Raw genomic sequence first — 13,811 nt, 5'->3', positions numbered from 1 at the left:
TACCAGACCACTTCGTTGGTTCGAACCCAGAGGACTTCAACCACCAGCAGGAAGGCTGAGAGACTGATGGTTAGAATCGGCCATAGGATGTGGAATATGGCCGTCATTGCGAACTGGCCCCGCGCAAGATGTAAGGCTTCTACAGGCATATCGGTCACCAAAAAAGCGAATTGAAAAAGGCAGGCGCGCCAGGCGGCGCGCGACGAATCTGAAGGGCGTGGCGTTATGCGGCCACCGCGGGCGGCGCGGAACGATGCAGCAAAACGGGAATCGACTTGGAGGTCGGCGTATTGCATACGTCTCCGACACTGGACAACGGAACCAGCGGATTCGTCTCCGGGTAGTAGGCTCCAATGCAGCCACGGGGAATGTCGTACTCGACCAGCAGGAACGAGTCGGCACGCCGGTCAATGCCGTCGTCCCAGACTGTCGTCATGTCGACCCAGTCGCCCGCCTTGAAGCCGAGCATTGCCAGATCGGCGGGATTGACGAACACAACCCGGCGTTGTCCGAACACGCCGCGATAGCGGTCGTCGAGGGCATAGATCGTCGTGTTGTACTGATCATGCGAGCGCGTGGTCATCAACGTCATGACGCGTTCGCCGTGTAGCGCCTTGGCACGCTGGATGGGCGTGTCCGTTGCGATCTTGTGGACCACGAAATTCGCCTTGCCCGTAGCGGTTTTCCAGTCACGCTCACGGGAGGCGACGCGCAGGTGGAAACCACCGGGAACCTGGATTCGCTCGTTGTAGTTCTCGAAGCCGTCGAGAACCTTTTCCATGTCGTCTCGAATCAGTGCGTAGTTGCGGGCACGTCCCAGCCAGTCAACTTTGGCGTCGCCCAGCGTCGCGTGTGCGATGTTGGCGACAATGGCCGTCTCGGACATCAGATTCTTCGAAGCGGGAATGCTCATGCCGTAGGAGATGTGGACCATGCTCATGGAGTCTTCCACGGTGACGCCTTGCGATACGCCGCCCTGGATGTCGATTTCCGTGCGACCCATCGTCGGCAGAATCAGAGCGTCCTGACCATGAACGAGATGACTGCGGTTGAGCTTGGTGGTGATATGCACGGTCAGCGCGCATGACCGAAGCGCGTCAAAGGTGCGCGGCGTGTCCGGCGTTGCCATCGCGAAGTTGCCGCCCAAACCAAGGAATACCTTCACGTGGCCTTCGAGCATATGTTCGATGGTATCCACGACGTCGAGGCCATGCTCGCGCGGTGGCTCGAAGTCAAAGACCTCGCCCAGGCGATTGAGGAATTCTTGCGACGGCTGTTCTTCGATGCCGACCGTGCGATTGCCCTGCACGTTCGAGTGCCCGCGAACCGGACACAGGCCTGCACCCTCACGCCCAATATTGCCGCGCATCAACATCAGATTCGACAGCATGTGCACCGTTTGCACGGAGTGCTTGTGCTGGGTAATGCCCATGCCCCACGTCGCGATCACGCGTTTGCCGTTCACGTAGATGCGCGCGAGCCCTTCAATGTCCTCGCGGGGCACACCCGATTCTTCTTCGAGAGCCGGCCAGCTTTCGGCGCGCAGATCCGCTGCGAAGTCTTCGAAGCCGAGGGTGTGTTCCGCGATGAACTCAAGGTCGAGGATTCGCTCGTCGCCGCGCTCGATCGCTTCATCGTCCAGCTCGATAACCCGCTTTGCAACGCCCTTGATCAGCGCGAAATCGCCGCCAAGCTTGGGCTGGATGAACGTCGAGGCAATCTTGGTGCTGGACATCGTCAGCATCTCGAGCGGGTGCTGCGGGCTCGCGAAGCGTTCCAGACCGCGCTCGCGCAGCGGATTGATCGAGACGATGGTCGCGCCGCGCTTCGCACATTCGCGAAGTTCGCCGAGCATGCGCGGATGGTTGGTCGCAGGATTCTGACCGAAGATCAGGAGCGTATCGGCCTGCTCGAAATCGTCCAACGTAACTGTGCCCTTGCCAATTCCGACGGTGGTCGGGAGGCCGCGACTGGTCGCTTCGTGACACATGTTGGAGCAGTCGGGGAAGTTGTTCGTACCATACATACGAACAAACAGCTGATACAGGAACGCTGCTTCGTTGCTGGCACGGCCCGAGGTATAGAAGGCGGCCTCGTCCGGATCGTCCAGCTTGTTGAGATGCGTTGCGATCAGTTGATACGCATCATCCCAGGAAATTGGCTTATATTTGTCGGTCAGCGAATCGTAAACCATCGGATCCGTGAGTCGACCATGCTGCTCGAGTTCGTAGTCGGTCTGCTTCATCAATTCTTCGACGGTGTGCTCTGCGAAGAACGCCGGCGTAACCCGCTTGGTCGTCGCTTCCGCAGCGACAGCCTTGACGCCGTTTTCGCAAAACTCGAAGGTCGAGGCATGCTGACGATCCGGCCACGCGCAGCCTGGGCAATCGAAGCCGTTCGGCTGGTTTTGCTTGAAGAGCGCGCGGTAGTTGCCGCCAGAGACTTTCTCTTTGATCAGATTGATTGCAACGTACTTCAACGCACCCCAACCGGCGGCGGGATGGTGGTAGGGCTCAATCCGCCCTTTCTCTTTCGACTTTTCCATGACCTCGGCTCCATTGACTTCGCGCTGCACGGCATCCGTCGATCGGATGATGCCGAATTGCGCATTCGATGACCGAAGAATAAGAGCGTTGGAGCGGGCACAAAGCGCACACATCTGCTGTGCTCCGTGAAGCACAGTTCCGCACAGGACCGTGCGGAAACGGAATCTGTGCTCCAAAGGAGTACACTTACGCCATGTTCTAACGGCTGCGAACGGTTCTGGAAGCCGACGGCGCAGCGTTACTATCGAGACGACATGTGAAGCTCTACGAAAAGTTGGCCAGCGATATTGAAGTGACGATACGCAAGGGTGTATTTCGTCCCGGCGACCGTATCCCTTCGGTTAGACAATCCAGTCAGCACCACCAACTGAGTATTACAACTGTCATCCGCGCGTACTTGCTTCTCGAGAGCAAAGGCGTTATCGAAAGCCGTCCGCAGTCAGGATATTTTGTCCGCATACTTGAAGCCCATTCAGACGGCAAGGCTCAGGAGTTGCGTACTTCAAAGCCGATCGCTGTGTCTTCGAAGGTGGACGTCAGCCGGCTGGTGTTATCTACGCTGCGCTCGATTGGGTCCGATGAGGCCGTTCCGCTTGGCTCTCCTTATCCAGACCCAGCTCTGTTCCCCTCCGATAAGATCAATCGCTACGCCTATGCGATCAGCAGGAAGAAGGAGACGTGGGGCATCACTGACGCGTTGCCGCCAGGAAACCCGAATCTGATTCGTCAGATCGCAAGGCGCTACCTTGAGAATGGGGCGTCGGTGGATCCAAATGAAATGATCATTACGGTCGGTGCCACTGAGGCGATTAACCTGTGTCTGCAGGCAGTCGGCAAGCCAGGCGACACGGTTGTCGTCGAGTCGCCAACCTTTTACGCCATGCTCCACGCTATAGAGCGCATGGGTATGCGTGCCATTGAGATTCCTACGCATTCACAAGAGGGGATTGATCTCACGGTCCTCGCAGATGTTCTGGAGAATCAGAAGATTGCCGCGTGCATGGTCATGCCGAACTTCCAGAACCCGCTCGGTTTCCAGATGGCGGATGAGAAAAAGCGCGAGCTTGTTGAACTGGTGACGCGCTACGACGTGCCCATTATCGAGAACGGTGTCTACAACGAACTTTATTTTGGCGACGTCTACCCGAGAACATTGAAGTCTTACGATACACAAGGTCTGGTGCTGCATTGCGGCTCGTTTTCGAAGAGCCTCACTGCCGCTCACCACATTGGCTGGGCGCTACCCGGTCGCTATCGGGAGCAGGTTGAGAAGCTCAAATTTCTCAATACACTGACGACGGCGACCGTACCGCAACTGGCGATTGCCGAGTATTTGCAGAATGACGGCTACGAGCACCATCTGCGCCGGATTCGCCGGCTCTACGCTCAACAGGCCAATCTGATGAAAGCGATGGTCAATCGTTTTTTCCCCGAGGGGACGCGCACTTCAACGCCGGCGGGGGGGTACGTCCTTTGGGTGGAGCTACCCGAAAAGGTCGATTCAATGAGGCTTTACCAGCTTGCGCTGGAGAATGGCATTACCATTGGCCCTGGCTATATGTTTTCAACTTCGAACGCTTATAGCAACTTCATACGTCTCAACTATAGCTACGCGTGGTGTCCGGAGATTGAACGGGCAGTGCAAACGGTGGGCAAGCTGGCCGCGGCCAGCGCGCGATAGGCTTTATACGGGCGCAATGCCCTGAGCTCGCCGGTTCGGCTCGCAAGCAACTCCTGTCTGCCCCGGACAACCGCGGCGAAACGCCACTCTGCATAACGCTTGACACACGGAACGTCGCGCTTCCTTCACGATGTGATTCCGGCTGTGTTTTCCGCCAGACGCACAAACTGTCTACCTTCCCCTCATCGATACCCCGGCACTATTCATACTCAGTCGCAGAGAACAACGACACCTAGAGTTCAATCGTCCAATGAGGGGAAAATCGTGCAGTCTCCGGTACAAAAAGGGGTCGCCGCGCTCGCGGTTCTTACGATCTCGCTAGTCATCGCCGGCTGTGCCAGTACCGGAGGCATCGCCCCACAAGCACGTGGAATCGAGGCATCCTCTCTTGATGCCGGTGCAGCTGTGCAAGCAGCCAACGCCGACGCGAAGTGGCCTGCCGCCGACTGGTGGCGTGCCTATAACGATCCGCAACTCAACGCGTGGGTCGAGGCGGCCCAGGCCGGCAATCCGACGCTCGCCGTTGCAGAGGCGCGGGTGCGCGAGGCGCAGTCGATGGTGGGCGTGGCACGCTCGGCGTTGTTGCCGCAGCTCAGTGGCAATCTGTCGATCGAGCGTCAACAGTGGCCGACCAACGACTGGTACGGTCCAGGCCCGCTCGCCAATGCGAACACGTGGGACAACGTCGGCACATTGAACCTGTCCTATCACCTCGACGTCTGGGGCAAGGACAAGAACGCCACCGAGAGCGCGCTCGACACCGCTCACGCCAGCGCCGCCGACGAACGCGCGGCGCAGCTCGAACTCGAAGCGAACGTGGTGCGTGCATATATCGGCATATCGATGAATTACGCGCTACTCGATATCGCCAAGGCCACGCTGCAACAACAGCAGCAGGTCGTCGATCTTGCCACGCGCCGTCTGCAAGGCGGTCTCGGCACGCAGCTCGAAGTGAGCCAGGCGGAAACGCCAGTGCCCGAATCCGAACGCCAGGTCGACGAACTCGAAGATCAGATTGCACTTGGCCGCGATCAGCTGGCGGCGCTGGCCGGCAAGGGACCGGGTGCGGGCGATTCGATCACGCGGCCGACGCTCGTGCTGAACGCACCTGCCGGCCTGCCTTCGGCCTTGCCGGTCGAGCTGCTTGGCCACCGTCCCGACATCGTCGCGGCGCGCTGGACCGTCGCGGCGCAGGCGCGCGGGATCGACGTCGCCAAGGCTAACTTTTATCCGGACATCAACATGCTTGCGTCGTTTGGCGGCTATGCGGCGGGCGGCCCGTTGTTCCAGTTCCTGCATGCGGCGAACGGCAGTTGGACGGGCGGCCCGGCGCTGACGCTGCCGATCTTCGAAGGCGGCCGGCTGCGCTCGCAACTCAGCGCCGCGGATGCAGGCTACGACGTGGCCGTCGAACAGTACAACCAGGCAATTGTCAGCGCGCTGAAGGACGTGGCCGATCAGGTCGTGCGGATCCGCTCGCTCGAGACACAGGCAGACGATGCCGGGCGTTCAGTTGCGACCGCGCGCAAGAACTATGACCTGGTGACGGAAGGCTACCGACGGGGTCTGACAAATTACCTGAACGTGCTGATCGCGCAGAACCAGTTGCTGCAAGCCCAGGAAGGCGTGGCACGCATCCAGGCCGAGCGCCTTTCCGCGCACGCATCGCTCATGACAGCCTTAGGCGGCGGCCTCGCCGAACCTGACGACAGTCCGAAGGCAGCCCAGACGCTGCCGGCGCACGAAGCGAAACACGAAGCGCAAGAAGGAGTTGGCCATGCCACGTGAAGTTGCTGTCCCCGATGCGTACCTGCCGGCCATTGTGCTGCTGATGATCGCTGGCGCTGCGCTGACCTGGGCGCTCGATCGTGTGATTGCCCATACGGGCCTGTATCGCATCGTCTGGCACCCCAGCCTGTTTCGGGCCAGCTTGCTCGTGTGTGTATGTGGCGTGCTAGGTCTCGCCGTTTATCATTAATAAGAGTCCAGGCATGAGTATCCGAAATATTCTGGGTTTCATCGCGACTATCGTCGTCTTCGTTGTCGCGATCCTGATTGGCCGCACCTTATGGGTTCATTACATGGATGAACCCTGGACCCGCGACGGGCGAATGAACGCCGATATCATCGACATTGCGCCAGACGTTTCAGGTGAGATTGTCGGCCTGCCCGTGCACGACAACCAGTTCGTAAAGAAGGGCGACCTGCTGATGCAGATCGACCCTTCGCACTACCAGATCGCCGTCGAACAGGCTGAGGCCAATGTGGCGGCACGCAAGGCCGAGCTGCAGATGCGGCGCGACGACGCGCAACGGCGCGAAGATCTGGACAGCGAGGTTGTTTCGAAGGAGGGCCGCGAAGACGCGGCCGATACGGCGTCGGCTGCCGATGCCGCCTATCAGCAAGCGGTGGCCGCGCTGGACGCCGCCAGGCTCAATCTCGACCGCACACGGGTGTTGTCGCCCGTGAACGGGTATGTCACTAACCTTGAAACGTTTCGCGGAGACTACGCAATTCTGGGTACTTCGAAGCTAGCAGTGGTCGATGCCAATTCGTTCTGGGTATACGGCTATTTTGAGGAAACCAAGCTGCCGCATGTGAAGGTCGGCAACAAGGCCCAGATACGCATGATGAGCGGCGATATGCTGCAAGGGCACGTCGAGAGCATCTCGCGCGGTATCTATGATCGAGACAATCCGCAGAGCCGCGAACTACTGGCTGACGTGAACCCCACGTTCAACTGGGTGCGCCTGGCACAGCGCGTGCCTGTGCGTATCAAGATCGACCGTGTCCCGGATGGCGTGGTGCTGTCGGCGGGCACCACGTGTTCGGTTGTGATCGCGCCAAGATGACCATGGGCGATCTCACTGGCGAGAAAGCGGTACGCCGAACCTTGGCCGGGTTCCCGCGATTGTCTGTCTGGGCCCGTGCGACGAAGATGGTGGCCAGGTCGTGGATGGTTGGCGATGGCGTCGTCTGGTTGCACCTGTTGAAAACCGCGATTGCCGCGTTGCTCGCGATGGGCATCGCGATGAAGCTGGAATTGTCGAGCCCGCGCACAGCAATGGCCACGGTGGCCGTGCTGATGCAGCCGTTCAGTGGCATGGTTCTGTCAAAGAGCTTCTATCGGGTCGTTGGAACCACGCTAGGGATGATCGCCGCAGTGATGCTAGGCGCATTCTTCCCGCAGCAGGCCGAGCTCTACATGCTGGGGATGACGCTATGGATCAGTGCCTGTACGGCTGCTGCGGTCCGGTATCGTCGATTTCAGTGGTACGCATTCGTGCTCGCAGGGTACACCGCCGCACTGATCGGCACCCCGGTAGTATTCGAGCCAGGCGGTCTGTTTATGGCCGCACTGACACGTGCGGCCGAAGTCACGATCGGTATTCTGTGTTCCGGCGCGGTCAGCGCGCTGTTCCTGCCGCTGAGATCCAGCACCGCACTGCAACACATCCTGCGTACCCGCTATACCGGCTTTTGTCTTTTCGCGGCGAGCGTGCTCGGCGAGAGGGTTGAAAATGCCGCTTACGAAGGGCGGTTTGCCGATCTGGTCGATCAGATTGTGGGCTTCGAGGCAACCCGAGGGTTCGCTTCTTTCGAAGATCCGAACACACGCGTTCGAAGCAGACGGTTGGCATGGCTCAATAGCGAATTCACGAATGCGTGCACGCGCCTGCACGCGCTTCATCAGCTGTTGAAGCGCATGGATGCGGGGCAGGCCAAGCCGATTATGGACGCCGTACGTCCCTATTTTGCTGAGCTTTCAGGATTGCTCATCAGGCTGAAAGATCCGATGAACCCCGACGAGGTGCGTGCGGCGAGTGCGGCGCTTGAACTTAAGCGCTTCCAGTTAACGTTGCCAAAGCGTGCAAACGAGATGCGGCGTTCGCTTGAGACGACCGTGCCGGAACTCCTGCTCGACTTCAATACGACGATGGAGCTTCTGTATCGCTTCGTCGAGGAATTCCTGCGCTATACAGAAGCCTACGCGTCGCTGAGTGACCAGCATCACGTGCTCGAACGAACGGTGACGAGACATGCCGTCAAGACCAACGGTTACGTCGTCGGGTTTACGTTCTTGCGTGCCGTGGTGGCCGTCGGGGCGATGGGGGCGTTCTGGATCGCGACTAACTGGCCGAGCGGCGGCTACGCTGTGATCGGGGCCGCGGTCGCATGCGCCCTCAGTTCCACGTCGCCCAATACGTCGAAGTTTGCTGCTCAAATGGCAGCGGGCGTGGCACTGGCAACTGTGGCGGGGTATATCTATACCTGCTTCATATATCCGAATATCGAAGGGTTCCCGTTGCTATGCGCGGTACTGACGCCTGTGCTTGCCTTCGGTGCGTATCTGTCGATGCGTCCCAGCACGGCCGGCTATGGGGGCGCTTTCGGTCTTTTGTTTTGTCTGCTAGCCGGTCCGGACAACGTAATCGTCTACACACCGGATCTCATCATCAATAACGGCATCGCCGTGGTTGTAGGCATGCTCGTATCGTCTGTGGTCTTCGCAGTGATTTTCCCGACGCAGATGCCTTGGCGGATTGAGAAGATCGAGCGCGATCTGCGACGACAAATGGCGCTCGCATGCAGGGGCGCGCTCGCAGGCCTCGATCAGGCGTTCCAGTCGAGTACGCATGACCTTATGTTCCAGTTGCGCACGCTGCTGATGAAGCGCTCTGAACAGCATCGCGACGCGTTGCGATGGATGCTCGCGCTCCTTGAGGTTGGGCATTCGACAATCGATCTTCGCAACGAGACGCTCGGCATGCCATACGCAGAGCGTTTGCAACCTGGGTGGGGAACGGCGTTAGATACGGTGAGGCGTGATCTGGCAGACCTGTTCGAGCAGCCAGACACCGCTCGGCTCACGCGTGCGCTGACATCAGTCGACGCAGCGATCCGGATGGCGCAGTCCCTACGCGGCACGTTGCGTGTGGATCGTGACAGGCGTCATCGAATGCAGCGGATTCTTAGCTATCTGCACTTTATCCGCACGGCGCTGCTCGATAAGGATGCGCCTTTTCACGCTTAACGTTTTCTTCACAATCGCGCTATTCCGGTTCTGGCCTCTCATGCCTATCCTGACTCGACCATATGGTCAAAGTCATTTCTCGCTGCGGAAATCAACACGGCGGGATCAAGGAGAGTTTTCATGGGTTCATTCAGTATCTGGCATTGGTTGATTGTTCTGGTCATTGTTGCGCTAATTTTCGGTACGAAGAAGCTTCGCACCATTGGCGGCGACCTGGGCGGCGCGGTAAAAGGCTTTAAGGAGGGGATAAAGGAAGCCGAGGAACCGGATAACGCCGTGCACTCAGAGGTGCCACGAGACTACACAGTTGACGTCGAGACCAAACAAGCACCTGGGTCCGGCGTAAATCGTTGAACGATAACCAGTCATGTGCCGACGGAAATCCATCATGCTTGATCTAGGTCTTACCAAGATGGCAGTGATCGGCGTGGTTTCGCTGGTCGTACTGGGGCCGGAGCGCCTCCCACACGTAGCACGTACGGCCGGAGCGCTCTTCGGGCGTGCGCAACGCTACATCAACGAAGTGAAAGACGAAGTCACGCGTGAAATTGAGTTCAAGGAATTGCACCAGGTGAAGAGCGAGCTGGTGGCGGCTGCGGCGAACGTCGAGAGTGCCATTCACGAAAACCTGCTTGAGCAGGAAGCCACTCTCAAGGAAGCGTGGAATGGCGGTCCTGCAGCGTCCCCAGACGCCGGGGAAGGTGCCATGCAGCTTCCGGCGCCGGAGACGGTCACATGGGGCAGTCGTATCGTCGCCGCGGCGCCCAAACGCAGGAACTGGCGCGGGCACCGCACAGCCACGCCGAGCTGGTACAAACGAGCTGCCGCAAACCGTAGGCGCGTGCAATCGGTTGCCGCTCGCGTGGCTCGCCACTCCTCGGCATATCCGGTCGTCAAACAAGGATTCTTTAATGTCTAGCCTCCCAATTTCCAATCGAGGGCCGCTGTGAGTCAACTTCAGCACGTTACGGAAGAAGGCTTCGAAAAAACCTTCATCCCGCATCTGGTCGAACTACGCGACCGATTGATTCGCGCAAGCGTAGCCATCATCATCGCGTTTCTCGGACTGGTCTATTGGGCGCCCGATATATTCAAGCTGCTGGCCCGCCCGTTGATGATGAACCTTCCGAGCGATGGCAAGTTGATCGTCACCGATGTCACCGGTTCATTCTTTGTGCCGGTGAAAGTGACAATGCTCGTAGCGTTTGTGATCGCGTTGCCGTATGTGCTGTATCAGATCTGGGCGTTTGTCGCGCCGGGTCTATACCAAAGCGAGAAAAAGCTCGTCGTACCGCTCGTCGGAACCAGCTACACGTTATTCCTCTGCGGGATGGCGTTCGCGTATTTCGTCGTGTTTCCGACTATATTTCGCGTAATGGCACATTACAACGCGCCGTTGGGCGCGGAAATGAACACCGACGTCGACAACTACCTTAGTTTCGTGCTGACGATGTTTCTTGCGTTCGGCGTCACCTTTGAGGTCCCGATCTTCGTGATACTGCTGGTGCGGATGGGCTTGGTGACGGTGTCCAGGCTCAAGGAAATCCGCCCGTATGTCGTTGTCGGAGCATTCGTCGTGTCTGCCGTGGTGACACCGCCCGACGTGTTTTCTCAACTGATACTCGCCCTGCCTCTGATCATCCTGTACGAAGCTGGAGTCATTGCGGCACGGCTGTTCGTTAGGGCACAGCCCGAAGTAACAGCAGAGTAGAGAACTGACGGTTATGCGTGGCGACCGGGCGGCAACCGGCTCGTGCAGCCTACTGTGTGCACTCCGGAATGCCGTTGTCGCTGGGGGATCCTGAATCGCTGCGTGAAGTTGACAGGCGCCATTCGTGGCGCCGTCTGCGTCGCGATCATGCTTAGCTGGCGGGAGAATTGGCAGGCGCGGGCGCAGCTACGCCGCTTGAGCTTTGCGTCTCGGTCATGGAAGCAGATGGACGGCAATCACGCCGGTATTCTGCTTGTACCTTTCCCTCAGCTATTTCCAGATTGGTGGGATACTCTTCGTCGTCTTGAGACGGGTCGTAGCCGACCGCCTCCAACTCCGCCAGTTCCTGCTCCAATTGCGCGTGACTTACTTCGCTTTTGAGAGGTTTGAACGGATAGTCGTTGCACTCCTGCGGAGTGAGATGCGGTGCTGCCATTACAGAGGTACTGGCGGTCACGAGTAACGCGAGTAATGCAGTTTTCGATGCCATGTTCATATTCGTCATCCTTATCAAATAATCAAATCAACTGCCGGAATAGCACGGCCGATGTGGAAAGAAGATTACTGGACGACGAACGTGACGTGTTTCTCACCAGCATGAAACATGTTTCATCGGGGAGGGCGCGCTCGGTGTTCGATGACCCTTGCGAGCTGGCACAAGTCGGGTCATGCGCGGCGATGAATGGTAGCGGTGGTCGCAGCCGGTGCCATCGACGAGGTGGACCATGTGGAGGAATCGCGCGCATCTTGAATGCGGCTGACTAGATGGTTCGCCATGACACAGAGTCCGGCAACGAACAAAGCGATGCCGATGAACTGCCGAAGTCGCAACTGCCCGGGGACATGGAAATCAATCTCACTGAACACAAAAACTCCTGCTTGGAAGTTGTACAGGCGCGAGGGATATCAGCCGAGCATATAGCCCGAACCGCGAATGGTTCGGATAAGCGGGCGCTCTCCGGCACCGTGGACTTTCCGGCGCAAGCGGCCAATGTGCACGTCGATGAGATTCGTTCCTGGAACAAATGCGTAACTCCAGATCGATTGGAAGATCATTTCGCGAGTCAGAACCTGGTCGGGATGTCGCATCATGAATTCAAGTACGCGAAATTCCGTAGGCTTTAGTTTGAGCTCGCGTTCGCGACGTCTGACTTTACGTCTGACCAGGTCGAGTTCAAGTTCCCCCGCGCGCAGCACGGTCTCGGTCGGTGTCTTTTGCGGGCGTCTGCGTAACAGCGCTTCAATGCGGACAGAGATTTCTTCGAAAGAAAACGGCTTGCAGAGATAGTCATCGCCGCCCGCCCGAAACGCCTCAATACGGTGCTCGATACCCGGCATCGCACTCAGGACCAGCACAGGCGTCTCCATTCCAACGCCCCGCATGGTCGTGAGAATCGTTAAACCATCCAGGTCGGGTAGCGAACGCGCGAGTGTGACGATGTCGTAGTCGCCGGCCATGGCCTTGGCCATGCCTTCCCGCCCGGTACAGGCTACGTCAACCGCAAATCCGTTGGCTGCGAGCGTGCGCGTAATGTTGTGCGCGAGCGATTCGTCGTCTTCGATTGTCAAAAGTTTTGGCATGGTACGCAGGTGTTCATTTCGTTGGTCATGCGACGGCTCGCAGCGCGGCCGACTGGTTCTGTGTGCGGTATCTGGCTACGGAGAAATCGACCAGGCTGCGTACTTTCATCGACAGGTTGTTGCGGCCGGAGTAGAGGATGGATATCTGACGTGGGCCACCGTTCACTTCAAACTGGTCCAGAACGGGCGTCAGAGCGCCGCGCGAGATATCGGCGGAAACCACCGGCAAAGGCAGGATCGCAATGCCCATATGCTGCAACGCTGCGGCAAGAACCATGGCGCAACTATTGGCCTTGAGAGCGTGACCTGTGCTGACGCGGTAGACACGCTGGGCGTCGCCGAACTCCCACAAGCGCGACTCGCCATCCGATACCGCGAGCAGTGCATGTTCATTCAACTCAGACGGACTGCGGGGCACACCGTGGCGCGAAAGATAGGCGGGCGTCGCGACGACGATGTCCTTTACAATCGCGAGCGGGCGGCTAACGAGGGTAGAACCGCTGGAGCTCCGATCGTCTGAGAAGCATACGTCGAACCCACCTTCAACCATGTCGAAGCCTGTATCGAACGTGGTGACATCGAAGTCGACGCGCGGGTACTGTGCGCGGTAGGCCGTGAGCAGTGGGCACAGTTCCGATGTCGCGAACGTCACCGATGCGGCGACGCGAATCGTTCCGCTTGGATCGCGTGTCGCCTCCACGAGGTTCGACTCGATCTGGTCAAGCTTCGCAATGATCTCCCGGCAGCCTTCGAGGTATTCCTTTCCGGTCTCTGTGAGAGAGAGGCTGCGCGTGCTGCGGTTCAGTAAGCGCGTATTCAGGTGCGCCTCGAGTGCGCTGACGCTTCGCGTGACTGTGGCCGCTGATATTCCAAGTTCTCGCGCGGCGAGGCTGAAGCTAGCGAGGTCGACGACGCGGGTGAACACGCGCATTGTCTGTAGCTGGTTCATGTTTCGATAAGGTCGATCTACGATTGATTAATCATCGACCATTACGAATAAACCGGCTCTTCTACGTCAGTTAACATTTTTTTAGTTAGCGGCTACGAGTGTAAATTTCGCGCTTCAGCTAAGAGTGGCGATGTTGACGAACGACCCCTGTGGAGCACTCAGAATGCCGTCGCGCAGATCATGCGAGTATCCGCGTCCAGCATTCAATGCTCGCCCTGGTACCCGGCGCTGCATCACTTAGTCTGATGGTGAAGTCATGCACGTGCATGACTGCCGATACAATGCTTAGGCCTACCCCCGAACCCGCA

The 13,811-nt window shown here is 58.5% G+C and carries 14 protein-coding genes; 8 read left to right on the top strand and 6 right to left on the bottom strand.

Translation table 11 applies throughout. The features are described from left to right. On the bottom strand, window positions 1-149 hold a 149-nt coding region (locus P3T40_RS44470; RefSeq protein ID WP_429274015.1), incomplete at its 3' end, for a cytochrome ubiquinol oxidase subunit I. Between the two features lie 74 nt (window positions 150-223). After that, the gene (locus tag P3T40_RS44465) at window positions 224-2,545 is read right to left on the bottom strand and encodes an FdhF/YdeP family oxidoreductase (RefSeq protein WP_429274014.1); all 2,322 of its coding nucleotides are present in this window, start codon (window positions 2,543-2,545) and stop codon (window positions 224-226) included. Window positions 2,546-2,802: 257 nt separating this feature from the next. On the opposite strand from P3T40_RS44465, the gene P3T40_RS44460 reads away from it, so the two are divergent. The 8 genes from P3T40_RS44460 to tatC all read left to right on the top strand — a co-directional run bounded on the left by P3T40_RS44460 (window position 2,803) and on the right by tatC (window position 10,973). After that, entirely contained in the window at window positions 2,803-4,227 is a 1,425-nt protein-coding gene (locus P3T40_RS44460; protein WP_429274013.1) for a PLP-dependent aminotransferase family protein, read from the top strand. Between the two features lie 264 nt (window positions 4,228-4,491). Continuing rightward, window positions 4,492-6,015, top strand: a complete 1,524-nt coding sequence (locus P3T40_RS44455) for an efflux transporter outer membrane subunit (RefSeq protein ID WP_429274012.1) — start codon at window positions 4,492-4,494, stop codon at window positions 6,013-6,015. Then, window positions 6,005-6,205 (top strand): DUF1656 domain-containing protein, encoded by a 201-nt coding sequence (locus tag P3T40_RS44450; RefSeq protein WP_429274011.1) that lies wholly within the window; start codon window positions 6,005-6,007, stop codon window positions 6,203-6,205. Before P3T40_RS44455 ends, P3T40_RS44450 begins: the two co-directional genes overlap by 11 nt. A gap of 13 nt (window positions 6,206-6,218) precedes the next feature. Then, a complete protein-coding gene (locus P3T40_RS44445) occupies window positions 6,219-7,079 on the top strand; it encodes an efflux RND transporter periplasmic adaptor subunit (RefSeq protein WP_429274010.1) in 861 nt (286 codons plus the stop codon). 2 nt (window positions 7,080-7,081) lie between these two features. Beyond that, window positions 7,082-9,262 carry an FUSC family protein gene (locus P3T40_RS44440; protein ID WP_429274009.1) on the top strand — a complete coding sequence of 727 codons (2,181 nt, stop codon included), beginning with the start codon at window positions 7,082-7,084 and terminating at the stop codon, window positions 9,260-9,262. Between the two features lie 120 nt (window positions 9,263-9,382). Beyond that, complete coding sequence (gene tatA / locus P3T40_RS44435) at window positions 9,383-9,616, top strand: Sec-independent protein translocase subunit TatA (RefSeq protein WP_429274008.1); 234 nt, start codon at window positions 9,383-9,385, stop codon at window positions 9,614-9,616. A gap of 34 nt (window positions 9,617-9,650) precedes the next feature. Beyond that, entirely contained in the window at window positions 9,651-10,181 is a 531-nt protein-coding gene (gene tatB, locus P3T40_RS44430; protein WP_429274007.1) for a Sec-independent protein translocase protein TatB, read from the top strand. A gap of 27 nt (window positions 10,182-10,208) precedes the next feature. Beyond that, a complete protein-coding gene (gene tatC, locus P3T40_RS44425) occupies window positions 10,209-10,973 on the top strand; it encodes a twin-arginine translocase subunit TatC (protein ID WP_429274006.1) in 765 nt (254 codons plus the stop codon). 151 nt (window positions 10,974-11,124) lie between these two features. Here the strand turns inward: tatC and P3T40_RS44420 are convergent, their stop codons facing one another. The 4 genes from P3T40_RS44420 to P3T40_RS44405 form a co-directional block, all read right to left on the bottom strand. Then, window positions 11,125-11,469: a DUF4148 domain-containing protein gene (locus P3T40_RS44420; RefSeq protein ID WP_429274005.1), complete on the bottom strand. Its 345-nt coding sequence runs from the start codon at window positions 11,467-11,469 to the stop codon at window positions 11,125-11,127. 170 nt (window positions 11,470-11,639) lie between these two features. Then, window positions 11,640-11,840, bottom strand: a complete 201-nt coding sequence (locus tag P3T40_RS44415) for a hypothetical protein (protein WP_429274004.1) — start codon at window positions 11,838-11,840, stop codon at window positions 11,640-11,642. Between the two features lie 39 nt (window positions 11,841-11,879). Continuing rightward, a complete protein-coding gene (locus P3T40_RS44410; RefSeq protein WP_429274003.1) occupies window positions 11,880-12,554 on the bottom strand; it encodes a response regulator transcription factor in 675 nt (224 codons plus the stop codon). A 25-nt stretch (window positions 12,555-12,579) separates the two neighbouring features. Next, complete coding sequence (locus tag P3T40_RS44405; protein WP_429274002.1) at window positions 12,580-13,503, bottom strand: LysR family transcriptional regulator; 924 nt, start codon at window positions 13,501-13,503, stop codon at window positions 12,580-12,582. Between the last annotated feature and the right edge of the window lie 308 nt (window positions 13,504-13,811).

This window comes from Paraburkholderia sp. EB58 (assembly GCF_050436665.1).
GTDB lineage: Bacteria > Pseudomonadota > Gammaproteobacteria > Burkholderiales > Burkholderiaceae > Paraburkholderia.
The sequence above is the reverse complement of the archived record's forward strand: the minus strand, read 5'-3'. Positions and strand labels throughout refer to the sequence as shown.